The organism is Sphingomonas sp. 179-I 2A4 NHS, assembly GCF_045369135.1.
GTDB lineage: Bacteria > Pseudomonadota > Alphaproteobacteria > Sphingomonadales > Sphingomonadaceae > Sphingomonas.
In genome coordinates this window covers 116,701-142,091 of the sequence record NZ_JBIQFL010000008.1, presented here as the reverse complement: position 1 = coordinate 142,091, position 25,391 = coordinate 116,701, and the positions used below count along the sequence as shown (strand labels likewise).

Here is a 25,391-nt window from a genome sequence, read left to right as displayed (position 1 = left end):
GCCTTCAATACCATGTTTTATATAGGAAATATAATGGTCAGGACAGCGAAATCAGCGCCTTACTTGGGAAATGTGGGCTGATTGCTTGCTGCCGCCCTGGCGAGTGTCAGGGCGGCGAATATTTGGTCGCCGCCACGCTGCGATCAATCCGTTGCTGCGGGAACCGATCGCTTGACACTGCGTTCGCCCGCGCCTAGTTGAGCCCCCTTCCAACACCCCGGTCACCGGCAGCGTTGTCAAACGCTTGCCGTTTTCCTGCGTGGTGGAGCGTCATGCGACGAGATGGGGTGCGTGTACCATGCCGCACCCTGTGGAGCACGAGGAGATAGAAGTTCATGGCACGTATCGCGGGTGTTAACATCCCGACCAACAAGCGCGTTCTGATCGCGCTTCAGTACATTCACGGCATCGGTCCGGCCAAGGCCAAGGAAATCACCGAGAAGCTGGAAATCGCTCCGGAGCGCCGGGTGCAGGACCTGACCGATCAGGAAGTGCTCCAGATCCGCGAGGCGATCGACGCCGGCTACACCGTGGAAGGCGATCTTCGTCGTCAGACCGCGATGAACATCAAGCGCCTGATGGATCTCGCCTGCTACCGTGGCCTGCGCCACCGCAAGGGCCTGCCGGTCCGCGGCCAGCGCACGCACACCAATGCGCGCACCCGCAAGGGCAAGGCGAAGCCGATCGCAGGCAAGAAGAAGTAAGCTTCGCGCTTCTTCTTCGGTCGAGGGGCTGGTTGCAGGCACGTTGCCTCCCGGCCTCCGCTTGAAACAAAGGTCAGGATTACCAAATGGCACAGGCACCGCAGCGTATTCGCCGTCGCGAGCGCAAGAACATCACCGCCGGCGTGGCGCACGTCAACGCCAGCTTCAACAACACCATGATCACCATCACCGACGCGCAGGGCAATGCCATCAGCTGGTCGTCGGCCGGCATGATGGGCTTCAAGGGCTCGCGTAAGTCGACCCCTTATGCTGCCCAGGTCGCAGCCGAGGACGCGGGCAAGAAGGCCGCCGAGCACGGCGTGCGTACGCTCGAGGTTGAGGTGAAGGGTCCGGGTTCGGGCCGCGAGTCGGCGCTTCGCGCGCTGCAGGCGGTCGGTTTTCAGATCACGTCGATCCGTGACGTGACCTCGATCCCGCACAACGGTGTGCGTCCGTCGAAGCGCCGCCGCGTCTGATGCTTCCGGCGCCCGGCTGACGAGCCGGTGCGCTTTTTACTCCCGGCCGGACGTGCCCCTGTCCGGCCCAACATCAGGGGACACGAGCCTTGTCCGTCAACGCAAAGAACTGGCAGGAACTTAAGAAGCCCAACGCGCTCGAGAAGAAGGGCGGCGACGGCAAGCGCAAGTCGACCTTCGTCGCCGAGCCGCTGGAGCGCGGTTTCGGTCTGACCCTCGGCAACGCGCTGCGCCGCGTGCTGCTGTCGAGCCTGCAGGGCGCCGCCGTCACCTCGATCAAGATCGAGAACGTGCTGCACGAATTCTCGAGCCTCGCAGGTGTTCGTGAGGACGTGACCGACATCGTCCTCAACGTGAAGCAGATCGCGCTCAAGATGCAGGGCGAAGGCCCGAAGCGTCTGCAGCTTTCCGCGACCGGCCCGGCTGAAGTGAAGGCTGGCGACATCGCCGTCTCGGGTGACATCGAGGTGATGAACCCCGAACTAGTGATCTGCCACCTCGACGAAGGCGCGACGCTCAACATGGAGCTGACCGCCGACACCGGTAAGGGCTACGTCCCGGCCACCGTGAACCGCCCGGCCGACGCGCCGATCGGCCTCATCCCGGTCGATGCGCTGTACTCGCCGGTACGTCAGGTCAGCTACAAGGTCGACCCGACCCGCGTCGGTCAGGATCTGGACTACGACAAGCTGACGCTGACCGTCGAGACCGACGGCACCGTCACCCCGGAAGACGCGCTCGGTTACGCCGGTCGCATCCTTCAGGACCAGCTGTCGCTCTTCGTCCACTTCGACGATTCGGCGGTTTCGCGTTCGGCACCGGTCGGCATTGCCGCTCCGACGCCGGCTGGCGAAGTCGCCAGCGACACGCAGCAGATCAACCGTTACCTGCTCAAGAAGGTCGACGAGCTCGAACTGTCGGTCCGCTCGGCCAACTGCCTTAAGAACGACAACATCATCTATATCGGTGATCTCGTCGGCAAGACCGAGGCGGAAATGCTGCGCACCCCGAACTTCGGCCGCAAGTCCTTGAACGAGATCAAGGAAGTGTTGTCCTCGATGGGCCTGCGTCTTGGCATGGAAATCCCGGGCTGGCCGCCTGAGAACATCGAAGAGATGGCCAAGAAACTCGAGCAGGAAATCATGGGCTGATCCTGCACCGGCGCAGCATGGCTGCGCCGGAGACAGGACAGGCCCGGCCGGCGGGTCGGCAACGCCGATCCCGACCGACGACGTGGCTTCGCCACGTCGGACCGGCGAAAAGTTTCCGGGGCCCCGGCACAATGCCGGGGTGACGTACACAGGGTGGCCCACACGTCCCACCTGGTCCGGGGTACCTCATACGGCCCCCGAACGAACGAGAAGGACATACCATGCGTCACCGTGTAGGCGGTCGTAAGCTTCAGCGTACCTCGGCACATCGCGCCGCGCTGTTCCGCAACATGTCGGCCGCGCTGATCAAGCACGAGCAGATCACCACCACGCTTGCCAAGGCGAAGGAACTTCGCCCGTACATCGAAAAGCTGATCACGCTGGGCAAGAAGGGCGGCCTGTCGAACCGTCGTCTCGCGCACGCCCGTCTGCTTGACGATGCGCAGCTGGTGAAGTTGTTCGACGTGCTGGCGCCGCGCTATGCCGGCCGTAACGGCGGTTACACCCGCGTCATCAAGGCCGGCATCCGCGCGTCGGACGCGTCGCCGATGGCGATCATCGAGTTCGTCGATCGCGACGTCTCGGCGAAGGGCCAGGATTCGGGCCCGGTGATGACCGACGAGGACTTCGACGTCGCTGCCTGATCCGGCACGAACGTTAAGATCCACGAGAGGCCGCGTTCCCCACCGGGAGCGCGGCCTCTTCATTTGTCCGGCGTCTGTCGCTACAGGCGCGCGATGGAACACCCCGACAGCATCTTGATCGTCGATTTCGGCAGCCAGGTGACCCAGCTGATCGCACGCCGCGTGCGCGAGGCCGGCGTCTACAGCGAGATCGCGCCCTTCCAGTCCGCCGCCGAAGCGTTCGAGCGGTTGAAGCCCAAGGGCGTCATCCTGTCGGGCGGTCCCGCCTCCGTCGTCGATGACGGCAGCCCGCGCGCCCCGCAGATCGTGTTCGAAAGCGGCGTTCCGGTGCTGGGCATCTGTTACGGCCAGCAGGTGATGAACACCCAGCTCGGCGGGCGAGTCGAGAAGGGTTATTCGGGCGAGTTCGGCGAAGCCTTCGTCGAGGTGGAGACGGGCTGCGGGCTGTTCGACGGCCTGTGGCGCGAAGGCGAGCGGCATCAGGTGTGGATGAGCCACGGCGATCACGTTGCCGAGCTTGCCCCCGGCTTCGTCCCGGTCGCCACGTCGCCCGGTGCCCCGTTCGCCATCACCGCGGACGAGAGCCGCCGTTTCTACGGCATGCAGTTCCACCCGGAGGTCGCGCACACCCCCGACGGCGGACGGCTGATCAAGAACTTCGCGCGCCACGTCTGCGGTCTCGCCGGCGACTGGACGATGGCCGAGTTCCGCGAAACCAAGATCGCGGAGATCCGCGAGCAGGTCGGCAAGGGCCGGGTGATCTGCGGACTTTCGGGCGGCGTCGATTCGGCGGTTGCCGCAGTGCTGATCCACGAGGCGATCGGTGATCAGCTGACGTGCGTGTTCGTCGACCACGGCCTCATGCGCGCAGGCGAAGCCGATCAGGTCGTCAGCCTGTTCCGCGGCCATTACAATATTCCGCTGGTCCATGTGAACGCCGAGGCTTTGTTCATGAACGGCCTCGCCGGTGTCACGGATCCCGAGGCCAAGCGCAAGTTCATCGGCAAGACCTTCATCGAGGTGTTCGAGGCCGAGGCGAAGAAGATCGGCGGGGCCGAGTTCCTCGCGCAGGGCACGCTTTACCCGGACGTCATCGAAAGCGTCAGCTTCACCGGCGGGCCGTCGGTGACGATCAAGAGCCACCACAATGTCGGTGGCCTTCCCGAGCGCATGAACATGAAGCTCGTCGAGCCGCTGCGGGAATTGTTCAAGGACGAGGTGCGCGATCTCGGCCGGGAGCTTGGCTTGCCGGACGTGTTCGTCGGTCGCCACCCGTTCCCTGGGCCGGGCCTCGCGATCCGCATCCCGGGCGAAGTCACCAAGGAGCGCTGCGACATCCTGCGCAAGGCAGACGCGATCTACCTGGAGGAGATTCGCAACGCCGGGCTCTACGATGCGATCTGGCAGGCTTTCGCGGTGCTGCTGCCGGTCCGCTCCGTCGGCGTGATGGGCGATGGCCGCACCTATGACAGCGTGCTGGCGCTGCGTGCCGTCACCTCCACCGACGGCATGACGGCGCAGGCGTTCGAATTCCCGGGCGGCTTCCTTTCCCGCGTCACCACGCGGATCATCAACGAGGTGCGCGGCATCAACCGGGTCACCTACGATTATACGTCGAAGCCGCCGGGCACCATCGAGTGGGAGTAAGCGTTGCGATGGTCCTGCAGCCATCGTCCAGTTGAAACGAGGGAGCTTCTGACATGAGCACGACGCGACCTGCTGGACGCCCGGTTTCCATGCTGCGGGCCTTTCTCGACAATTCGGCGTCGGGCGGACTGGTATTGATGGGTGCCGCCGCGCTGGCGCTGCTGGTCGCCAATTCGCCTGCCGCACCGCTCTATTTCGGCGCGCTGCACGCGTATCTCGGTCCGCTCAGTGTCACGCACTGGATCAACGATGGGCTGATGGCGCTGTTCTTCCTGCTCGTCGGGCTGGAGATCAAGCGGGAGGTGCTCGACGGCCAGCTTTCCAGCTGGAGCAGGCGCCTCCTCCCGGGTGCCGCGGCGATCGGCGGCATGGTGGTGCCAGCGCTCATCTTCCTCGGCTTCAATATCGACAATGCGGAAACGGCGCGTGGCTGGGCGATCCCCTCGGCGACCGACATCGCCTTCGCACTCGGCGTGCTCTCGCTGCTCGGCGATCGTGTGCCGACCTCGCTCAAGGTGTTCCTGACGGCGCTGGCGATCATCGACGATCTCGGCGCCGTGGTGATCATCGCACTGTTCTATTCCGGCGATCTGTCCGTCGGCCATCTCGCCGGCGCCGGCCTCGTCACGGCCGTACTGATCGGGCTCAACCGCTTCGGCGTGCTTCGCCTGACGCCCTACCTGATCCTCGGCGTTCTGCTTTGGTATCTGGTGCTTCGCTCCGGTGTTCACGCCACCATCGCCGGCGTCGTGCTTGCGCTCACCATCCCGCTGCGCCGCGTTCTCGGCCGGCCGGACGAGATGGACCATTCGCCGCTCCACCGGCTGGAGCATCACCTGCATGGCTGGGTCACCTTTCTGATCGTCCCCATCTTCGGCTTCGCCAATGCCGGCGTTTCCTTCGCAGGGGTTTCGCCTGCGGTGCTGACCGATCACCTGACGCTCGGCGTCGCGCTTGGCTTGCTGGTCGGGAAGCTGGTCGGCGTGTTCGGCAGCGCGTCGCTGCTGATCAAGGCGGGCGTCGCGGACATGCCGGCGGGCGCCAGCGGCTTCCAGTTGCTCGGCGTATCGCTCCTGTGCGGCATCGGCTTCACCATGAGCCTGTTCATCGGCCTGCTCGCCTTCGCCGATGATCCGCTGCTGCAGGAAGAGGTGAAGATCGGGATCCTCGTCGGATCGCTTGTCGCGGGTCTCGCCGGGTGGATCGTACTCCGCATCGCTCGCCGCGAGCAGTACCCCGCCGCCTGATCCGGCGCGGAAAATCCGAGAGGCCTGACCGTCACTCCGGCCTCGAGCCGGAATCCCGCTTGCGCATCGGCGCCGGTTTTCAGACGGCACCAACCAGTCGCCCTCCGCGCCCCCCCTCAAGCTCAGGTCTCAGCCGAGCGCGATACGCGCCGATCAGCCGCTCGGCCCAGGACTCCGGCGACAGCGCCACGTCCGGCATTCGCTGATACCCCGCCACGCTCGCTGTCCAGCAGCGAACGTCATCATCGAACAGCGTCCGTATCGCCGCCGCAAAGGCGCCGGTGTCGCGCGGCGCCACCGCCAACCCGGCGCCTGCGCGCACGATATCGCCCGCCAGAAAGGCGGTATCATTGGCGATGACCGGCAGTCCGCTCCATAGCGCCTCGACTGCCACCAACCCGAACGGCTCGGGATAACGGCTCGGCATCACCAGCAGCCGCGCCCCGCGTGCAATCCTCGCGATTTCTTCAGGCCCCCGTCGCCCCATGAAGCTTACCTCGGGATATTCCCGCGCCAGTTGCTCGCGCATTACGCCATCGCCGATCATCCGCAGCTTCACGCCCGCCGCCCGGCACGCGCGCACGGCGAGGTCGGGCCCCTTCGTTGCCTCCAGCCGCCCGACGAACAGCACCTCATCATTGTCCTCCGCCGCGATCCGCGTCTGCGTCCACGCCGTCACCGGATTGGGGAGGGTGTGGATGCGCTCGGTTCCGATGCCCGCACGCATCAGGAAGGGGCGCATCGCCTCGTGAATCGCCAGCACCGGGGGTGACTGGCGCGGCTGATAATAACGCCGCTGGACAGCCTGCCGCGCGACCCGCCACAATTTGTGCGCATAATGCCGCCGGTCGCAATTCGCCGTGACACAGGCCGTGCTCATCGGCGTCAGCGGGCAGATCCTCCCGCTCTTCAGAAATGCCTGGCTGCCATTGGGGCAGGTGAGGAAGAAGTCGTGCGCCGAAAGCACCAGCCGATCCTCCACCGGGCGAAGTGCTTTGAAGACGCTTGGCGACAGGATCTGCGCCCAGCCGTGAAGGTGATAGACGGTGCGCGGCGTATCGTTCGTGGCGATCCAGCGCCCGATCATTGCCTCCGCCGCAGCATTGTACAGCCCGCCGATCATCGCCGTCGCCTTACCAGCCGCTTCCAGCCGCTTCTGCCCCAGAGCGACCACCTCGACCCCCGCGCCGACCAGTGCGTCGTTCCGTCCATCATCGCCGCAGATGAAGGTGACGGGCATGTCGCGCGCGCGGAACAGCTGTGCGGAAAGCAATGCCAGCGCAGTCGCACCGCCCATCGGCTGTGCGATGTCGTTCAGGATCACGATCCGATCGATCATGCCGCCGCCACCGCCAGACGAAGCGTGCGCCCCAGCTCGGCGATGCTGACGCTTGCCTCGTCGAGCAGCCGTTCGTGGCGGACAGGTTCGATCCCCTCCGCCGCCGCCAGGTTGACCAATGCGACCATCACCGCCGCATCGACGCCGGCGGTATCCACCATGAAGTCGCTTCGATCCGAGAGCGCGAAGAAGCTGTCGAGCTTCGGATCCCACCTCAGGCCGATCGGCGGCACCTTGCAGGAATAGGCTGCGATGCACGCATGCATGCGGTGCGCGATCACCACGGTCGCTTGCGATAGCTCGGCCACAAGATCGGCCGGCCGTGCGAACGCTGGCACCGCGCGGACAATCCCCGGGGCGGCAAGCTTGCTCCATGATCCTTGTTGGCGATCCAGATAGGCGCGGTCCTCGGGGCTGCCGTTGGTGAACAGCGCCACCTCCCAGCCGTCCGTTGCGAGTGCCGCGATCGTCGCGCCATACCAGGCACCAAGCGCTTCATCCCCGCCGGCCGCGCCGCCGTGGTAACGAACCGCCAGCGGGTTGGTGATGCACAGCGCGACGCGGCGCCGAGACGCCCTGTTTTCCGGCAATGTGTAGCAGCGTGCGGCAAGCAGTCCCGGATCACGCGCGATGTCAGCCGGACGGATGCCACGTTCGCCGAGCCGCCGGTTCCAAATCTCCTGCGACCGCTCATCACGCACCGCGATCGCCGCGATCCGTGCTTCCCCCAACGCACGCGTAAACAGGCGCTGGCCGGTCGAACTCCAGTTGTCGGCCACGCCCACCGCATGGACGGCGACCGGCAGTGCGCGCTTCCGAGCCTCTGCGAGTCCCGAGGCGATCTTCACCGGGAAGTTGAGATCGTCGTCGGCAAACAAATTGCCCCCACCGATGACGGCAGCGTTGCATGAAGTCAGCGCCATCCTGAACGCCGGGCGCAGCTTGGCGCGCGACAGCATGCTCAGCACCGTCAGCGCCGCGGCGCGACGCAGCGGCTGGGGTAGCCATTCCAGCGTGCGCATCGCTGCCGCACGATGGCGGCCATGGCGATCGTACTTGGTGCGGCCGGCCAGATCGATCGGGATCAGCTCGATGCAGGGGTGATGACGCCGAAGCTCGCACTCGAGACATTCCGCCAGCAGTCCGTCGCCCAGGTTCGGGCTGTATTTCACGTTGAGGATAGCGACCTTCACGCGCGACTCCGGTTGCGTTCGCCTCTGCGCCCCCCAGGCGCCGACCGGTGGATGCTGACCGCCTGTCTATCGCAGCGAGCGCACGGATAATGGCCAGATTGCACCATCCCGGATTTACAAGATCCCGGCTGCACCAATTTCCATGCTTGAGAAGGAGTTGATCGATGGATTGAACTTCGGCGCGTGGAGCAGGCGTGCGCCTCGCTCAAGGTCATGGCGCGGCATCGATACGCGGGATCGGAGAAAGAGCAGCGATGCGACCGGTGATGTTCTACTGCGGGGATTTATGTAATCTTGGCGACCTTGCACTGTTGCTGCAAAACCTCGAGCATCTGCCGTCCGGATCGGTCGCGTACGTCCGCCGCTGGAACCCGCTGCCCCCGGAAATCGTGCGCCAGGTGAACGCTGCCGGCGGCCGGCTGGTCGACGGGCGCGGCATCCTCTCCTTCATTCGGCTCGCCTCGACGTGCGACGTGGTGATTGGCGGTGGCCAACTCGTCCGCGACAACGTTTCGCTCGCCAGCCTGATCGCGCAATATGCCGGCGCGCGCGCCGCACGGGCGCGGGGCGGGCGGGTGACGACGCGGGGCCTCGGCGTCAGCGCGCTCCGCGACCCGCGCCGCCGGACCATCTGGCGTGCCCTGCTGCGTCTGGCGGAGGAGGTGCGCGTGCGCGACTCCGCCTCTGCCGCGAACGCCATCGCATTGGTCGGCAAAGAACGAGTGCGGCAGACGGCAGACGCGGCATTCATGCCCGGCCGCCTTAACCAGCGCGCCGGGAGCGAGCCGCAGGCGCGCGATCGGATCATCATCGCACCTTGTATCGATCGCAGTGAGGATCGGGCCACCACCGCGGCGTCGATCACTGACATTGTAAACGCCGCACGCGCGCAGCGGCCGGCTGATCAATTGCTGTTCGCGTGCCACGATCCGCGACCGGGAATGGATCGGGATGCCGCCGAACAGCTGATAAGCGCCTCCAGGCTTGAAAGCGCGAGGATCAGCGCGAGCTATGATCTTGACGCTCTGCTCAGCGAGTATCGGCATGCCTCATTGGTGGTGACCAATCGTCTTCACGCGATCATCTTCGCGTTGCTGTCCGGCTGCGCAGTCGTGGTCCTGGACGATGGCAACGCCAAGACGCAATTCATTGCCGAGCGTTTCGGTCTTCCGCTGCTCGCCGGGGATGCCGGATCATACATCGCGAAGGCGGTCGAAAGCGCCCTGAACTTCGACGCCGCGTGCCGACGCGGTCATCTCTCGGACATGTCGACTTTAGCAGCCGCCAATTTCGCATGAATGTCGCGTGACATCGGGCAGTTATCGGTGCAATTCCGTACAAAATAAGCGGCATTAGGTATTTCACCGCAACAAAGCTAAAGAAGCAAGAGTGAGGCAGGGGCAAGATGCATAAATTGTGTATCTATCCGTAGCGGACGAGGATCTCGTAAGAAGGGGGTCGGATACTCCCAATCACGATGATAATGCGTGCCGGTGATCCGGAGGAACTATGGGCGGCGATAGGGCCGTTCTTCTGGTCACCTAACCGGGAGAGTATCGATGGCAGTTTCACTTGATGTGACCACTCCAACCACGACGGATAATGACCCGACGCCCACGGGCTATGCGACGGTTACCGGACAAAGCACCGGCAAAGTCGCCGGCTCCGATGCTGCAGAGCGGGCGACGCTGAATGACCTCATGCAGGACAAGGACAAGGTCATCAACCTGGGTGGCGGTGACGACGTATTCGTCTTCGGGCCGAACACTCCGAATGTCGATCTGAACGGCGTCGTCAAGATGGGTACTGGCTTCGACCGGGTATTTCTCAACTACCGCGTCGAGGACTTCGTCTTCACCACCCGTTCGGATGGAGGGATCAAGATCCAATATCTTGCCGACGCCGACGGCAAGGGTGATGCAATAACCTTCTATGATGCGGAACAGTTCACGTTTCGCAACGTCGATCGAGCGACTGGCATCAATTACACCTCGATCACCTATACCTACGACGAGTTGTACGCGCTGGTGACAGCGGCACAGGCGGCGCAGGTTTAACGCACCTGCCATGGATAAGGTCGCGGGAAGGCCGGTCGAGCAAGAGTTCGGCCGGTCTTCTTGATTGTATCCGGGCTTATGAAAGACTTGCGCGTCAGAGAAATGCTTCCGATGTGAACGGAACTCGCAGGCACGGACATTGATCAACGCCCGGCCGTCCAACACAATAACCTGATTATACCAGCAGCAACACAACAGTGACTCGCGGCGGCAGCGCCTCGCGGGATTGGGGAGCCGTGATGTATCTGACTGCTACAGGGGCATCGGCCGCTGCCGCGCAGGGCCGCGGCTCCGCTGCACCACATTTTGATAGCGTCGTTACGCGTGCGATGGATGTAGTGGCGGCGCTCATCGCGCTCGTCTTCTTCCTTCCGCTGATGCTGATCATCGCGCTGCTCATCTATGCCAGCGATCCGGGCCCTGTGCTCTTCGCACACCGGCGCGTCGGGAAAGGGGGGCGCCATTTCCGCTGCCTCAAGTTCCGCAGCATGGCGGTGGACGCCGAGGCGCGCCTGGCGGAGCTGTTGGCGAACGATCCGGCGGCCCGCGCGGAGTGGTCGAGGGACCATAAGCTGAAGCGCGATCCGCGGATCACCACTGTCGGGAGCTTCCTGCGCAAGAGCAGCCTCGACGAGCTGCCCCAGCTGTTTAACGTGTTGCGCGGCGAAATGGGCTTGGTCGGCCCCCGCCCGATCGTGGATGCGGAGGTCGATCGCTACGGTCGCTACTTCAGCCACTATTGTAGCGTGCGCCCAGGGATCACCGGTCTGTGGCAGATCAGCGGGCGGAACGACGTCTCATACCGCCGTCGAGTCGCCTTTGATGTCGCCTACAGCCGCTCCCGCTCCGCCCTGATGGATGCCAAGATCCTGGCTCTGACCATCCCGAGTGTCGTTTTCGCGCGTGGGTCCTACTGAGGCGCTTTCAATCCAACCCTCTCAGCCCAGGATGAGATGATACAGGCCGGCCCACAGCAGCGCGGACAGGCCCGCTGCGTTGATCATCGCGGAAAGATGCAGGTCGGAGCGGGGCTTGGGATGCAGCTTCAACTGAGCGCCACTTTCGCGGCGCTCGACACGTGCATTGCGACGCACAGCGCCTGCGGCCAAGGTGCGCATCAGCCATCCTCTCTTATTGTTCTCGGCTAACAGAAACGTCGCCGCATTTGCTCTGTTCCGACTCGGTGAGGTGCAGTGAGAGGATAGCGCGTGGTCATCTCTTCTACGTGACGTCTGTTCGATAATCGCAAGCGCGTCGCCCGAACTTTTTCACGTATTTTGTGTAAAAAAGGTGGCTGAAGAGTCGGGCGCAAAACCGTATATTCCTCACCCATCCACGAAAATTGTACTTCAAATTCGGGTGGGGGACGTCCTCGATCTCTACAAGTCTCGGCAGCGGTCAAGATCCGCCAGAACACTCCAGCATCGGAGAGACCTAGCTCATAATCATCGTTTCCTCAGCAACTCGCCTTGATCTCCGCTTTCGCCCGGTCATAGGATCATCCGATATCGAGCGAAAAGCTCTGCCGCGAACCGGAGATTAACGCCTGATGGGTATTGGTCGCAGCAGCGAAGGGAAAGAGACTATGCCGCTTGCTGCGACGATCGACCTGCTGGACCGCGAATTGAGCGACCGTGCGACGCGGGTCAGCGTCGAGCGCGGTTCGACGCTGCGGGACGAAGGCGGCGCCCCACACGAGGTGCTCGTGCACGATCTCTCGCGCACCGGTTTTCGCTTTTCCTCGTCGTCCCACATCCCCGTCGGCGCATCGGTCCGCTTGGGTCTCGCTGGTCCCGGATCGGCGAATGCCCGTGTCGTCCGGCGCGACGGGGACGATCATGGCTGCGAGTTTCACTGGCCGCTCACCGCAGCGCAACTCGACTCCGCTTTTACCTGTGCCGAGGTGTCAGGCATCACGCCGGGAGACGAAATGGGCGTCGACGATCCTGGGCGCCGCTGGCCGCGGATGGTCCGCTTGGCAATCTTCGTGATCGGTGGCGCCGCCGCCTGGGCGGCAGTGTTCGGGCTGGTAAAGGCACTCGCCTGAGGTCTCGGCCCTGAACGCGTCAGGACCGAAGCGTCAGAAATAGCGTTCCCCCACCCGGATCGTGTCCCCCGGCATCACGCGTATCGGCGTGTCCCGCAAGGTGACGGTCCGTTCCGCCTCCTCGCCGCGCTGCACGAAAACGCGCTTCTGGTTCGCGCGATACGTATACCCGCCGGCAGCGGCGATGGCCTGCTCGATCCGCATGCCGTTCACATAAGGATATTCGCCGGGCCGATTGACCTCGCCCAGGATGTAATACGGGCGATAGTTCAGCACCTCGGCCGCGACCCGTGGTTCATTGACATAGGTCTTGAGCTTACCCGCGATTGCCGCAGCTACTTGATCAGCCGTCAGGCCCTTCGCATCGACGGAGCCGATCAATGGGAATGCAACGGTGCCCAGCGCCGAGATCGCGTAATCGCCGCTCAGCTTTTCCTCATTATAGACGTTGATCCGCAACTTGTCGCCCGAATCCAGCATGTAGCCGCTTGGACGACTATTTGATGAGGCAGTAAGTGGCGGCGGAGTCTGGCCGCACGCGACAAGTGCTGGGGCAACGCAACAGCTAGTCAGCAAGATCACGGTCTTCCACATGCCACCATCCTCCATGTTATCGCCTGCGCCTCATCTGTGCGGATGATCGCTGCGGGTGATCGTCACCACAGCGTTAGCTTGCGCAGCGCGCGATCAGTTTCGATTTAGCTTCACTTCGGACGCAGTCGTCGCGCCGCGATCGGCGCATCCGTCTAAGATGTTCCCTCATCGTCGGGCGGTTTGCTCGGCGGACTGGCTGTCGGGGGTGAACATTGGGGCATGCGCGGGATGGGCGACAGGAGCGCGCTGGCCGGCACGGGCGATACGACCGGCGAGGGCGATCGCGGCGAGGCGGAGTCGCGGCCGTGCGCCTTGTTGCCATCACCGGCCTTATTGCCTCTCCTCCCGGCGCGGCGCAGGTTGCCGCGGGGGACGCTAGGCCGCCGACGGGACGTGAGACGGTGACCGGTCGCGCGCGACCCGGCTACGCCCCGATCGGCATTCCGGTCGGCGGCTTCCGCCTCTTTCCCTCGCTCGAGGCCCGCGGCAGCTATGACAGCAACATCTATGCGCTCCCGGGCTCGCCGGTCGATGATGTCGCGCTGGTGCTCAGTCCGCGGCTCACGCTCCGCTCGGAAGAAACGCGGCGCTACGATATCGCGCTGATCGCCGATGCCGCGATCACGCGCTACGCACAGCAGACGATCGAGAACAACACCAGCGGGGTCGTTTCGGCCACCGGCCGGATCGAATTGGATCGCGATACTCAGCTATCCGCCAGCCTCACCGCGGCGCGGCGCATCCAGCGCCGCGGCACGGAGGACGAAGCGCTGGTCGGTGCACTGCCGCCCGTTGCCTATCGCGAGCTCACCAGCACGCTAGGCGCGGAACGGCGCTTCGGCCCGGTCACCGCCGCGCTCGGCGGCACGGTCAGCCAGTTCCGCTATGGATCCACCCAGGTCGACGGACGGCGCGTATCCCTGCGCGATAACAATGCCGAGCAGGCGGGTGCGAATGCGCGCGTTGCGGTGGCGGTCGGTCCGGCCGTCGGCGTGTTCGCGGCGGCACGATACAATGATGCGCGCTACGCTCGCAGCACGCGCCTGCCGAACCGCGATTCTGCCGGTTACGCGCTGCTTGGCGGGGTCGCTTTCGCCAACTCGCTTATCAATGGCGAGGCAGGCGTCGGCTACATGCGCCAGACGTTTAAGTCGCCGCTGTATCGCGACATCAGCGGGATCAATTACGGCGTCCGGCTGAACTGGGGCCCGACGCCGCTAGCCGACATTCATCTCGATGTCGGCCGAACGTTCCAGCGCAGCGCCCTGATCGGTGCAGCCGGCATCCGGCTCGATCGCGCCACGATCAGCGCTGATTATGAACTGCTCCGCAACCTGCTGCTCGACAGCGGTGTCACCTATACAATCGCCGATTATCGTGGTCTCGACCGGCGCGATCGCCGCCTCGAGGGCGCGTTCGGCGTCCGCTATCTGGCGAACCGCAACCTGTCGCTGGTCGGCTCGATCTCTGGTGCGAAGCAGCGCCGAGGCGCCAGTTCGCTGCTCAGTCGCGACTATGACCGCGTCCGCATCACCGCCGGCGTGCGGCTGCAGCTGTGATGCGCGCGCGCATGCTCCTTTCGGGTCCAGGCGCCGCATCGGTGAAAGGTGAACAAGCGTGACGAACGCAGTGGCCACCGTCGATGCACTGCGCGCTGGAACGCAGCTTGCGATCCCGTTTGAATATGCCGCCCCGGTGCCGGAGGACCGGATCGACCTCCGCGGCATCTGGTCGATCTTCCGACGGCGGATCGGCACCTTCCTGGCCGTGCTTATGCTGGTGCTGCTCGCCGGGGTGATCATCACCCTGCGGCAGACCCCGATCTACACCGCGCGTGCCAGCGTCGCGCTGAAGGGCACGCCACCCGTCGCGCCGCCATCGCTCGAGGAGGGCGGCGCGCCCCCCAGCAATCCCACCGACCAATATGTCGATACCCAGGTGGCGGTGATCAGCTCGGACGGGATGGCGGAAAAGGTCGCCGACGCGCTCAATCTCGAGGCGCGCCAGGACGTGCGCGTGGCGGAAGCCAGCCGGCCGGGGATGCTCGCACGATTGTTCGGCTCGTCCGGGAGGGAGGCGCGGCCGCGCACCGGCGAGGAGCGGCGGCTGGCGGCGATCGATTACGCGAAACGCGGGCTCGACGTGCGCCGCAGTGGCAGCACCTATGCGCTCGACATTGCCGTGGAATCCGAGGATCCGGTCGAAGCGACGCGGCTCGCCAATGAATATGCGCGGCAATATGCGCTCGCCGATCTCGGTGATCAGCAGGCGCAAACGCGAGACGCCAATACGCTGATTGCACAGCGGCTCGATCAACTGCGCGCCCGCGCCCAAGCGGAAACCGCGGCGGTGCAGCGCTACCGCATCGATAACAACCTGCTCAGCACCACGGGCACGTCGCTCACCGAGCAGGAAATCTCGACCTATAACCAGCAGGTCGCGACCGCACGGGCGGCGGCGGCCGAGGATCAGGCGCGGCTCGCCACGGCACGCGCGCAGCTTCGCTCGGGCTCGGAGGGCGATGACGTGGGTGAGGCGCTCGGCTCCCCGGTGATCGGATCGCTCCGCACGCAGCAGGCAGCGATCGGCGCACGGCTGGCGGATCTGACGGCACGGTACAGCGCGGTCCACCCCGATGTGGTCCGCGCACGCAGCGAGCTGGAATCGGTGAATCGCCAGATCGCGTCGGAAATCGATCGCGTCATCTCGAACCTCGCTGCCCGCGCCCGCGTGTCGCAGCAGCGGCTCGCCTCGCTCACCGGCACGCTCGGCCAGGCGCGCGGCGCCCTGGCGCAGAACAATCGCGCGATGGTCGATCTCAAGGATCTTGAACAGCGCGCGCAGACCTCGCAGGAACTCTATCAAAGCTATCTCAACCGCTACAAGCAACTGAGCGCACGCGAAGGCACCGAGCAGCCGACCGCCACCGTGCTCACCAATGCGCGTGTGCCGGATCGGCCAACCACGCCCAACCGCGTGCTCAACATGGCGCTGGCGATCGTTCTCGGCACCGCGCTCGGTATCGCGGCGGCCTTCACGCGGGAGCTTCATTTCGCCGGCCTCACCACCGCGGGTGACGTCGCGAAGAAGCTCCACGTTCGCTATCTTGGGCTCGTGCCCAGCGTCGGCAGCGTCACGCGCACAAAGGAGACGCCGGCCTCGCTGATCGTCAACGATCCGCGATCGTTCTTCGCCGAATCCTTCCGCTCGCTGCGCGCCTCGATCCGCTTTGCCGCCGGTACTGAGGCGAAGGTGATCGCGATCACCTCGGCGCTCCCCGGCGAGGGCAAGACGGCAACCGCGATCTGCCTCGCCCGCTCCTTCGCTTTGTCCGGCGAGCGCACCGTGCTGGTCGATTGCGACCTGCGCCAGCAGGGCGTCAGCCGCCGCCTGCCGGGGCGGGAAGGGCGGCCCGGCCTGATCGAGGTACTGCGCGGCGCGAACACGCTCGATGAGGCATTGTCGAAAGATTTCCAGACCGGGCTGGAAGTGCTGCCGGTGGTCGATGCGCATGATCAATCAGAGCTGCTGACCGGGGAGGAGATGGATCGCCTACTCGCGACACTGCGCGCCCGGTTTGATGCGATCATCCTCGATACCGCCCCGGTTCTGCCGATCGCCGATGCGCGGCTGATGCTGGACAAGGCGGATGCCAAGATCTTCGTCGTGCGCTGGCGAAGCACCCCTGATCACGCGGTGCGCGCCGCCTTCCGTCAACTCTCGCACGAGCGCGCATCGGTCACCGGCGTGGTGCTCACGCGCGTCGATCTCAAGAAGCTCAGCCGCTTCGGGCTGGGCGACGATGTCTCCTATTACGATCGGTACAAAAGCTATTATGGCTGATGCAGACGCCATGGTGCGCAGCGCGATCGAGGCTTGTCCTTCGGGCTTGCCGCGCCAGGTGATCGAGGGCCGCCCGCCCGGCTGGCCGCGGCGTGTCGCCATCGTCCACTACTGGCTCGTCACGATGCGTGGCGGGGAGCGGGTGGTGGAGCAGCTGCTGCGGCTGTTCCCGCACGCCGATCTCTTCACCCACGTCTATGCGGCGGACGGCGTGTCCGATCTCATTCGCGGGCAGCGGGTGACGGAGACGTTCATCGGCCGCTTGCCCGGCGCACGTCGCCATTATCAGAAGTATCTGCCGCTCATGCCGATGGCGCTCGAGCAGCTCGATCTCACCGGCTACGATCTGGTGATCTCCAGCGAGTCCGGCCCTGCCAAGGGGGTGATCGTGGCGCCCGACGCCACTCACCTTTGCTACGTCCACTCGCCGATGCGTTATCTGTGGGATCACTACCACCAGTATCGCGGCACTGCCGGCGCCGTCGCCCGCGCGATGATGCCCTGGCTGTTCCATCGCCTGCGCGGCTGGGACGTCGCCTCGGCCCAACGGGTCGACCGGCTGGTGGCCAACTCACGCTTCATCCAGGGGCGGATCACCAAATCCTGGGGCCGTCGCTCCGCGGTGGTCCACCCGCCGGTTGAGGTCGACCTGTATACCCCGGTGCCACCCGATCAGGTCACTGATCGCTACCTGTGGGTCGGTCAGATGACGCCGTACAAGCGCGCGGACATCGCGCTGGACTCGTTCAACCAGCTCGGCCTGCCGCTGCTGATGGTGGGGACGGGGGAGATGGCGGCGGAGCTTCGCCGCCGCGCGGGCCCGACGATCGAGATCGTCGAGCGCCTCGATTTCAACGGCCTGCGCCGCGCCTATGCCACCTGCCGCGCCCTGGTGTTCACCGCGGAGGAGGATTTCGGCATTGTCCCCGTCGAGGCGATGGCCTCGGGTCGCCCGGTCATCGCTTACGGCTGCGGCGGCGTGCTCGACAGCGTGGTGCCCCAGCGCACCGGCATCTTCTTCGAGGAGCAGAACGCCGGTTCGCTGGCGGAAGCGGTGCGCACCTTCGAGGATTGGCTTCCCGGCTTCGATCCGGTGGCAGCGGTGCAGCAGGCCCGTCGTTTCGCGCCGGCACATTTCGATGCCGGCATATTGCAGGCACTCGCCCTGTGATGATCCGACGCGCCGCACTGGCCGCCGCGCCGCTGGCGGCCATGCTGCTTCTCGCGCAAGGCGAGTTCGGCCCAAGGGTAATGCGCGCGGTGACGCGGTTCACCGCGGCTGACGGCACGGCGCCGCCGTCAGCCGGCGCGATCACCACCAGCGCGGCGGCGGCCGCGGCGGCGCTGCAGGCCGCGCCGGCCAGCGGCAGCGCCGCGATGCCGCTCGGCGTCCAGACGCATTTCAGCCAGGGCTGGGCCACCAGCCTCGTGGATCGCGTGCGCAGCAGCGGCGCCATGGGCGTGCGGGACAGCATTCCCTGGTCCCGCGGGGAGCCGACGCGCGGCCGCTACGCGATCGACAGCGCCGCACCCGCGGCGCTCGACGCCATATGCCGCGCTGGCGGCTCGCTGCTCCTGACGCTCACCCCGCAACATCCGGCCTATGACAATGGCCGGACGGTCAACAGCGATGCCGGCATCACCGCCTTCGCGCGCTACGCCGGGGAGCTTGGCGCGCGCTACGGCACCTGCCTCGCCGGGATCGAAATCGGCAACGAGATCAACGACAGCCGCAACCTCAACTATCCGGCGGGCCTCAACTGGCAGCCGCGCTACGTCATCCTCGTGCGCGCCGTGCGACGCGAGTTGCGCCGTCGCGGCTCGAATGCGGCGGCGGTCGGCGGATCGACCAACGTGATCGGCACCGGCTTCCTCGACACCTTGTTCGCCGCCGGCTTGCTCAATGCCGCGGATGCGATCGCGGTCCACCCGTACCGATCCGACGCGGAGAATGTCGATTTCGAGATCGCCCATCTCCAGGCGGTGATGCGCCGGCGTGGCAAGGTGCTGCCGATCTGGGCGACCGAGTTCAGTGACAATTTCGCCAGTGACACGCTCGCCGCCGAACAGCTGGTGCGGATGGTGACGCTGCTCAGCGCCGCCGGCGTCGCGCGCTCCTACTGGTACGCGCTGATCGACCAGCGCTGGTTCCGCAACATGGGGCTCTACGCGGCAAACGGCAGCGAGAAGCCGGCCGCCCGTGCCTATGCGCAGATGATCCCGCTCACCCGCGCCGCCCGCGCCACCTCGGTCGATGTCGGTGACGCTGGTATTCGGCTCTACCGCTTCGGCAACGCCGGCTTCGTGCTGTGGGGTGGGGGCGGGCGTGTCACGTTCAGCGGCAGGCCGGTGGTCCGCGATGCCTACGGCCGCGCGGTGCAGGGCGGCGGCGCCACCGTCGAGGCGGGCACGATCCCGCTCGTCATCACCGGGGCCAGCGGCGCGCGCCTCGCGCAGCGAAGCGGCATTCTCGCCGATACGTTGTTCGGCTATGGCAAGGCGCCCTGGTCCTATCTCGCGCAGACGAGCGACCGGAAACTCCACCCGCTCGACCTGCTCGACGGCCAGTTCGATACGTCGTTCGGCTCCCGCTTTTACAGGCCGCTGCGGATCAGCGGCGTCAGCGCCGCCGTGGCGGGCACGGGCGGTTCGCCGACTCGTGCGATCATCCGCTATACTGCACCGGCGGCGCGAACGGTCAGCCTCGCCGCCTGCTTCATGAAGCAAGCGAACGGCGACGGCGTCGACATTGCGATCGTCGCTGCCGGGCGAACGATCTGGAAACGGGTGCTGAAGACGCAGGAGATTGTGGCGCCGATCGACGTCTCGCTCGCTCGCGGCGATCAGCTCGACATCAGCGTCGGGCCCAACCAGACGAGTGGTGGGGACAGCTTCAGCTATCGCGCGCGATTGTTCACGCAAGGCAGCGGGCGCACGGTTGCCTGCCCCAACCGGGCCGTGCCGGCCGGCTGATCGATGCAGCCGACCTTCATCGGCATTGCGCAGCTACTGATCGGCGCCGTGCTGCTGGTCTGGGGCAGCATCCCGGCCACGTTGGCGTTCGTTATCGTGTCCGGCCTGATGGGCGGATCGGCCGCGCTCCTGCTGCCAGCGCTCGGTGGTTCCTCGATCCCCCCGATCAACCTCGCCATGGTCTTCCTCGTGCTTCGCCTGCTGCGCGACGGCGCGGCGCAGGGCCCCCGCCTGCTGATGGCGCTGCGCGATCTCGCGCCGCTCGCCGTCTTCGTCGGCTATGGCCTGCTGATGGCGTTTATCGGCCCCCGCCTGTTCGCGGGGCAGATCGACGTCACGCCCATGCGCGGCCAGTCCGCCAGTTCGTACACGAACATGATGGCCTATATCTACGCCGCGGTGCCGCTGCGCCCGACGCCGCAGAACATCACCACTTCCATCTATCTCGCCGGCACGCTGGTGCTCGCGCTCGCTGCTTACGTCGCGATCGGCAATCCGCGCGGCCGCGACACGTTGGTCAAGTCCGGCGCCGCGGTCGGCCTGATCCACGCCTTGCTCGGCGTCGTCGCGCTCGTCGTGAAGGGCGCGCCGGCGGATCAGGTCATCCAGTTGTTCCGCAACGGATCCTATGCGATCCTCGATCACAGCTACCAGGGCTTCGTGCGCATCACCGGCATTTTCCCGGAGGCGTCCGGCTACGGCACCTATGGCCTGGTGTGGATGGTGTTCCTCGCCGAGTGCGCCGTGCGCGGCGTGCGGCCGCGGCTCACCGGCGCCGCAGCGCTAGCGCTGTTCGCGGTGCTCGCCGCTTCCACCTCCACCACCGCTTACTTCGGGCTCGGCCTGTATATCGCGGTGCTGGTGCTGCGCATGCTCCTCTTCCCGCGCGCGATACGCCCGGCGGCGATGCTTGGCGTATTGGTGGTCGCGGTCGTCGGCGTGTTGCTCGTGCTAAGCGTAATGGCCGGCAGTCACCGGTTCGCGGCAGAGGTCGGGAACCTCATCCTTCACTTCACGGTCGACAAGGGTAATTCGCTGTCCGGGCTGCAGCGCAGCTTCTGGGCGCGGCAGGGGCTCGACGCCTTCGTCGCTACCGCCGGGCTCGGCATCGGCCCCGGCAGCTTCCGCTCGTCCAGCATCGCCACGGCCATCCTGGGGTCGACCGGCGTGATCGGCGCCAGCGCCTTCCTCTTCCTGCTGCTGCGCCTCTGGCAGCCGTGGAAGCGCAGCACCTTCGACGCTCAGGCGCCCGATCCTCGCGCCACCGGGGCCGCCGCCGCCTGGGCCTGCCTCGTCCTCTTCGCCACGCAATCGATCAGCGCCGCGACCTCCGATCCCGGCGCCGATTTCGCCATCCTCGCCGGCGCCGCGCTCGCGTTGCGGCGGATACGCGTGGCGATGCTTCACCCCGCGGCCATGTCACCCGCCGGTACGCCGGTCTTCGCGTGAGCCGGTGGCCCTTGGGTCAGCCGGATCAGCGCCTCGCGCGCCCGTGCGCGGACCGGCACGATTCCGATCGCCCATGCCACCGCGCCGCACAGCCCCGCCGCCAGCCCGCCCACCGCCGCGCTTGCCAGCAGCGTTGTCACCATCATCGCCGCCAGGCAATCCGCCGCGTCGCGATCCGCGTCCCGAGTCTTGAGCAGGAATTCTGCCGGCCCGGCATAAAGCAGGTTGCGCACGACGGTGATGAACACGGTGGCCAACGCGAAGACACCAAAGTCCCCCGGCGACAAATATCGCGTGGCAACCAATGTCACCGTCAGCGCGAACAATTGTGTGCCGCCGCGCGCTGCCATGGCGAGCAGCGCGTCGGCCGCGCTGCCCAATGGTCGGTTCATCCGCTGGCGAGGCGCATTATATGGCGCAGCAATTCGCCGCCCGCGCCGCCCCAGCTGAACTGCCGCGCCCGCTCGGCCCCGGCCGCCACCTTGGCCGCGCGCAGCGTGTCATCGTCCAGCGCGTGGATCGCCGCGCGCCAGCTCGCCGGATCGTCGACATCGGCATAGAGCGCGGCGTCGCGGCACATCTCGGGCAGCGCGCCCGCCGGCGCGACGATCGCCGGGCAGCCGCACAGCATCGCTTCCATCGGCGGCAGGCCGAAGCCCTCGGTGCGCGACGGCACCAGCAGGCTGTGCGCGCCTTCGTACAGCGCGCGCAGCGTGCGATCGTCGCAGGCGCCGACAAACACCGCGTCCGCCGGCACCGACAGCCCGCCCGCGGCAAGCGTCCCCCGATCCGGCCCGATCACCACCAGCCGAACGCCCATGTCGCCAGCCGCAAACGCGTCGAACACCACCTGGTTGTTCTTGTACCCCTTCGCGCTGCCGAACAGCAGCGCATAACCGCGCGGCCGCAGCCCCAGTCGCGTCAGCCCCGCCGCATCGGCCGGTGCCTCGCGGATATGATCGGCGCCATTGTACAGCACTGCGCTGCGGACCCGCGGCACCACGCCCAGCACGTCGAGCATCTGCCGCGAATAATGCGACACCGTCAGCACCGTCGCGCTGCGCCGCGCCATCAGCGGGGTCAGCCAGCGATAACCGAGCCGCTGGCGCAGCGGATAGCCGCTGTCGGGAAACAGGAATTGCGCATCGTGCAGCAGCAGGATCTGCCGCTTTGCCGCGACCGGCGCCAGATTGGCGAGGTTGACGATCACCGCGTCGCTGGCGGCGCGCGGCAGGCCGCCCTGTTCCCAGCGCTGGCTGTCACCGCTCGGCACGGTGACGAGCTCGATCCAGTCCAGCGCCGGCTGCCACCGCCGCCGCTCCGGCAGCATCAGCCGGGCGCGCGGCCGCTGCTGCCGGGGCAGGGCGCCAAGCAGCGCATCGCACTCGCGGATCAGCCGGTCGGCCACCCGGTGCACACCGTTCAGCCCACCCGCGTAGAATTTGCCGTTGAAGACGATCGGCCGCATCGGTGCGGTCAAAGCGTCTCGGCGCGGCGCGGATCGATCCGCCCGCGCACGAGATCGGCGATCGCCAGCGTATTGCCCCACAATCGTCCGCGCCGGTCGATATGTGCTTCCGGCCGGATGCTGCGCAGCAGGTTGGAGAACAGGTTCTGCGTCAGCAGCCGCCGGCCCAGGCCCGGCTGCATCGTGCCCTTGCGCGCGAGATAGACAACGTTCGCCACCTGAGAATAGCCGAGCTTGCGTCCTGACGTGCGCCCGCCCTTCACCCCCATGTGAACGCCGGTCACGCGCCCGGTGGAGACAAGGTGCCCGCGCCGCGCCAGCTGCATCGAAAAGTCGATATCCTCCAGCCAGCCGTATAGCGGCAGTTGCTCGTCGAACCGCAGCCCCGCAGCGGCGCTCATGCGGATCGACATGTTGCAGCCATAAAGCGCCTGGCGCCGGCGGAACTCGGGCGGGATCGCTGCCGCCTGCCGCCGGTTCAGTGCAATCGCCTCTTCGACGGAATATCCCGCCCCGTTGATCCCGTCCGCCACCAGCTCGCCGGTAATGCCGACGATATCGGGCTGCTGGTGGAAGATCAGCTCCACCTGCTCCAGATAGTCCGGGGCCGGCACGAAATCGTCGTCGAGGAACGTCACGATGTCCGCGCCCTCGCCGAGCAGGCCGAGCCCGTGATTACGCTGGTGCGCTGAGCCGCGCGAGCCAAGCGCCACGCGGACCCGCGCGTTCCTCTTGCCAACGCCCGCGACGTCGCTCGTCGTCACCCCCACCACGATCACCCCGTCCGGCGGCCGCGTCTGCTGCTCCAGCAAGGCAACCGTGCGCGCCGCGAGTGCGGCACGCCCGACAGTGGCGACAATGACGAACAGCCGGCTCATGCTTCCCCCGTTGGCGCAACGATCATCCGCTGCAGGATTGTCGTTCATTCGCTTTACGAACGATCGCGCCAAAGAACAGGAAGGTAGAGAGTAGTAACATCCGCATTGGATATTTCCTTGGCAAGCTAAGCTATTGATCGGTTGCCACGCTCGACTTTCCGAAGTCCCATGCTAGTCCGATCAAGGTGATAGCCGTCCTTTCCCGTCAGGATGATGTCGGCTGAACAACGGGGATGTCGGTCCGGGGATGGCAGGCGAGGGGCATGAACTGGCGATCAACGGGCGTTTCCTCACGCAGCCGACGACGGGGGTACAGCGCGTCGCGCGTGAACTGACCCGGGCGATCGACCGACTGGTGGCGAACGGCAGGAGCGACGTGCGGCTGCGCCTGTTGTGTGAGCCCGGGGCGCGGGCGGCGGATCTCGGTCTCGCCGTCACGGAAATCGAAACCGTGCGCGGCGGCCGCGGCCATTGGTGGGAGCAGGTCGCCCTGCCGCGCGCCGTGCGCCAGGCGCGGCTTTTATGCTTCGGCAACACCGCGCCGATCGCCAGCCTCATCGGGCCGCGGCCGGTGGCGGTGATCATCCACGATCTCTCCTACCGCCTCTATCCGGAGGCCTACAGCCGCCGCTATCGCCTGGCCCATTCGCTGATGCTGCCGCTGATGCTGCGCCATGCGGATCCGGTGATCACCGTGTCGGAGACCGAGCGCCAGGCGCTGTTGCGGCTCGCCTCCCGCGCGCGGCGGCCGATCGTGGTGGCGCAGAACGGCGGCTGGCGCGACGGGGAGGCCACGCCCCACATGCTGCCCCAGACGCGGCCACCGCCCCCGCAACCGGATCACCCGCGGCAGGGCTATCTCCTTTACGTCGGCTCCTTCTCGCGCCGGAAGAACTTTGATGGCGTGCTCGCGGCGGCGATCCGGCTGGCGCGCGAGGATGGGCTGAAAAGCGTCTTCGCCGGCGCCGGTGGTCCGATCCTTACGCCCATGGAGACGGATGTGCCGGCCGACGTGCGCGATCACATCCGCTTCGCCGGCCAGGTAGAGGATATCGACGAACTCGCGGCGCTTTACGCCGGTGCGCGCTGCCTCCTGCTTCCGTCCTTCTATGAGGCATCGCCGCTCCCCCCGGTGGAGGCGATGCGCTTCGGCTGCCCGGTCGTCGCGTCGGACATTCCGGCAATGCGCGAGCGCTGCGCCGATGCGGTCGAATATTGCGATCCCGCACGGCTCGACGATGTCGTCGCCGCGGTCCGCCGCGTCACCCGCGATGATCACCACGCCGCCCGCCTCGCCGAACGCGGTCTGGCCCATGTCCAGCGCTTTTCCTGGCGCCGTCAGGCGGAGATGGTGCTCGACGCGATCGGTGCCGGCCAAGGCACTGAGAATTTTGCGAACGATGCGGCGAAAGTCGGAACCGGGAGTTGATGCGTCGCACATCGATAGGGGAAGCTTCCATGGGCGATGATCGCGAAGCCAGGATCCGTGACCGGGCGTACCAGATCTGGGAAGAAGAAGGACAGCCCGAGGGCCGCGGTGCAGAGCACTGGGCGCAGGCCGAGCGTGAGATAGACGCGGCGCCTGATGTGGATAGCGGCGAAACCGCACAGGATCCGGGTGCGGCGACGAAGCCGGCAGCGGCCGTCTGAGCGGCCGCGGCATTGCTACCCCCAATTGACC

24 protein-coding genes are annotated in these 25,391 nt (G+C 66.1%); 17 read left to right on the top strand and 7 right to left on the bottom strand.

Annotated elements, in window-relative coordinates; genetic code table 11:
- Nucleotides 1-335 precede the first annotated feature (335 nt).
- The 6 genes from rpsM (at nt 336) to nhaA (ending at nt 5,869) form a co-directional block, all read left to right on the top strand.
- Nucleotides 336-704, top strand: coding sequence for a 30S ribosomal protein S13 (rpsM, locus tag ACH0CP_RS14345; protein WP_406875523.1), 369 nt, complete (start codon nt 336-338; stop codon nt 702-704).
- A gap of 86 nt (nt 705-790) precedes the next feature.
- Entirely contained in the window at nt 791-1,180 is a 390-nt protein-coding gene (gene rpsK / locus ACH0CP_RS14340; RefSeq protein ID WP_019516037.1) for a 30S ribosomal protein S11, read from the top strand.
- Between the two features lie 89 nt (nt 1,181-1,269).
- Entirely contained in the window at nt 1,270-2,331 is a 1,062-nt protein-coding gene (locus ACH0CP_RS14335) for a DNA-directed RNA polymerase subunit alpha (RefSeq protein WP_406875524.1), read from the top strand.
- 221 nt (nt 2,332-2,552) lie between these two features.
- A complete protein-coding gene (rplQ, locus tag ACH0CP_RS14330) occupies nt 2,553-2,975 on the top strand; it encodes a 50S ribosomal protein L17 (RefSeq protein WP_406875525.1) in 423 nt (140 codons plus the stop codon).
- Between the two features lie 93 nt (nt 2,976-3,068).
- Nucleotides 3,069-4,622 carry a glutamine-hydrolyzing GMP synthase gene (gene guaA / locus ACH0CP_RS14325; protein ID WP_406875526.1) on the top strand — a complete coding sequence of 518 codons (1,554 nt, stop codon included), beginning with the start codon at nt 3,069-3,071 and terminating at the stop codon, nt 4,620-4,622.
- Nucleotides 4,623-4,675: 53 nt separating this feature from the next.
- Nucleotides 4,676-5,869 (top strand): Na+/H+ antiporter NhaA, encoded by a 1,194-nt coding sequence (nhaA, locus tag ACH0CP_RS14320; RefSeq protein ID WP_294442364.1) that lies wholly within the window; start codon nt 4,676-4,678, stop codon nt 5,867-5,869.
- Between the two features lie 79 nt (nt 5,870-5,948).
- Here the strand turns inward: nhaA and ACH0CP_RS14315 are convergent, their stop codons facing one another.
- Nucleotides 5,949-7,208, bottom strand: a complete 1,260-nt coding sequence (locus tag ACH0CP_RS14315) for a glycosyltransferase family 4 protein (protein ID WP_294442365.1) — start codon at nt 7,206-7,208, stop codon at nt 5,949-5,951.
- Entirely contained in the window at nt 7,205-8,401 is a 1,197-nt protein-coding gene (locus ACH0CP_RS14310; RefSeq protein ID WP_294442366.1) for a polysaccharide pyruvyl transferase family protein, read from the bottom strand. The genes ACH0CP_RS14315 and ACH0CP_RS14310 overlap by 4 nt, the downstream gene beginning before the upstream one ends.
- 254 nt (nt 8,402-8,655) lie before the next feature.
- Between ACH0CP_RS14310 and ACH0CP_RS14305 the strand changes: the two genes are divergently transcribed.
- From ACH0CP_RS14305 to ACH0CP_RS14295, 3 genes are all read left to right on the top strand, one after another.
- Complete coding sequence (locus tag ACH0CP_RS14305; protein ID WP_294442367.1) at nt 8,656-9,699, top strand: polysaccharide pyruvyl transferase family protein; 1,044 nt, start codon at nt 8,656-8,658, stop codon at nt 9,697-9,699.
- Between the two features lie 261 nt (nt 9,700-9,960).
- On the top strand, nt 9,961-10,458 hold the full coding sequence (locus ACH0CP_RS14300; RefSeq protein WP_294442368.1) for a hypothetical protein: 498 nt from the start codon (nt 9,961-9,963) through the stop codon (nt 10,456-10,458).
- A 239-nt stretch (nt 10,459-10,697) separates the two neighbouring features.
- Nucleotides 10,698-11,375: a sugar transferase gene (locus tag ACH0CP_RS14295; protein WP_406875527.1), complete on the top strand. Its 678-nt coding sequence runs from the start codon at nt 10,698-10,700 to the stop codon at nt 11,373-11,375.
- Between the two features lie 21 nt (nt 11,376-11,396).
- Here ACH0CP_RS14295 and ACH0CP_RS14290 read toward each other — a convergent pair whose 3' ends face one another.
- A complete protein-coding gene (locus ACH0CP_RS14290; protein WP_294442369.1) occupies nt 11,397-11,576 on the bottom strand; it encodes a hypothetical protein in 180 nt (59 codons plus the stop codon).
- Nucleotides 11,577-12,043: 467 nt separating this feature from the next.
- Here ACH0CP_RS14290 and ACH0CP_RS14285 point away from each other — a divergent pair, with 467 nt between their 5' ends.
- Entirely contained in the window at nt 12,044-12,505 is a 462-nt protein-coding gene (locus ACH0CP_RS14285; protein ID WP_406875528.1) for a PilZ domain-containing protein, read from the top strand.
- Between the two features lie 33 nt (nt 12,506-12,538).
- Here the strand turns inward: ACH0CP_RS14285 and ACH0CP_RS14280 are convergent, their stop codons facing one another.
- Nucleotides 12,539-13,099, bottom strand: a complete 561-nt coding sequence (locus ACH0CP_RS14280) for a polysaccharide biosynthesis/export family protein (RefSeq protein WP_294442371.1) — start codon at nt 13,097-13,099, stop codon at nt 12,539-12,541.
- Between the two features lie 305 nt (nt 13,100-13,404).
- Between ACH0CP_RS14280 and ACH0CP_RS14275 the strand changes: the two genes are divergently transcribed.
- From ACH0CP_RS14275 to ACH0CP_RS14255, 5 genes are all read left to right on the top strand, one after another.
- Complete coding sequence (locus ACH0CP_RS14275) at nt 13,405-14,658, top strand: outer membrane beta-barrel protein (RefSeq protein WP_294442372.1); 1,254 nt, start codon at nt 13,405-13,407, stop codon at nt 14,656-14,658.
- 58 nt (nt 14,659-14,716) lie between these two features.
- Nucleotides 14,717-16,942: a GumC family protein gene (locus ACH0CP_RS14270; RefSeq protein WP_406875530.1), complete on the top strand. Its 2,226-nt coding sequence runs from the start codon at nt 14,717-14,719 to the stop codon at nt 16,940-16,942.
- A 124-nt stretch (nt 16,943-17,066) separates the two neighbouring features.
- Entirely contained in the window at nt 17,067-18,113 is a 1,047-nt protein-coding gene (locus ACH0CP_RS14265; RefSeq protein WP_294442424.1) for a glycosyltransferase, read from the top strand.
- Complete coding sequence (locus tag ACH0CP_RS14260) at nt 18,113-19,915, top strand: glycosyl hydrolase (RefSeq protein ID WP_294442425.1); 1,803 nt, start codon at nt 18,113-18,115, stop codon at nt 19,913-19,915. The genes ACH0CP_RS14265 and ACH0CP_RS14260 overlap by 1 nt, the downstream gene beginning before the upstream one ends.
- 3 nt (nt 19,916-19,918) lie before the next feature.
- Nucleotides 19,919-21,364 carry a hypothetical protein gene (locus tag ACH0CP_RS14255; protein ID WP_294442374.1) on the top strand — a complete coding sequence of 482 codons (1,446 nt, stop codon included), beginning with the start codon at nt 19,919-19,921 and terminating at the stop codon, nt 21,362-21,364.
- Here ACH0CP_RS14255 and ACH0CP_RS14250 read toward each other — a convergent pair.
- From ACH0CP_RS14250 to ACH0CP_RS14240, 3 genes are read right to left on the bottom strand one after another with little or no spacing between them, the layout of a single operon-like run.
- Nucleotides 21,319-21,756 (bottom strand): oligosaccharide flippase family protein, encoded by a 438-nt coding sequence (locus ACH0CP_RS14250; protein WP_294442375.1) that lies wholly within the window; start codon nt 21,754-21,756, stop codon nt 21,319-21,321. The genes ACH0CP_RS14255 and ACH0CP_RS14250 overlap by 46 nt on opposite strands.
- Complete coding sequence (locus ACH0CP_RS14245; protein ID WP_406889638.1) at nt 21,753-22,832, bottom strand: glycosyltransferase family 4 protein; 1,080 nt, start codon at nt 22,830-22,832, stop codon at nt 21,753-21,755. The genes ACH0CP_RS14250 and ACH0CP_RS14245 overlap by 4 nt, the downstream gene beginning before the upstream one ends.
- An 8-nt stretch (nt 22,833-22,840) precedes the next feature.
- Nucleotides 22,841-23,710: a glycosyltransferase family 2 protein gene (locus tag ACH0CP_RS14240; protein WP_294442377.1), complete on the bottom strand. Its 870-nt coding sequence runs from the start codon at nt 23,708-23,710 to the stop codon at nt 22,841-22,843.
- Between the two features lie 247 nt (nt 23,711-23,957).
- On the opposite strand from ACH0CP_RS14240, the gene ACH0CP_RS14235 reads away from it, so the two are divergent.
- Together ACH0CP_RS14235 and ACH0CP_RS14230 are read left to right on the top strand one after the other, a co-directional pair.
- Entirely contained in the window at nt 23,958-25,139 is a 1,182-nt protein-coding gene (locus ACH0CP_RS14235; RefSeq protein WP_294442378.1) for a glycosyltransferase family 1 protein, read from the top strand.
- A gap of 29 nt (nt 25,140-25,168) precedes the next feature.
- Nucleotides 25,169-25,360, top strand: coding sequence for a DUF2934 domain-containing protein (locus ACH0CP_RS14230; RefSeq protein WP_294442379.1), 192 nt, complete (start codon nt 25,169-25,171; stop codon nt 25,358-25,360).
- The last annotated feature ends 31 nt before the right edge of the window (nt 25,361-25,391 follow it).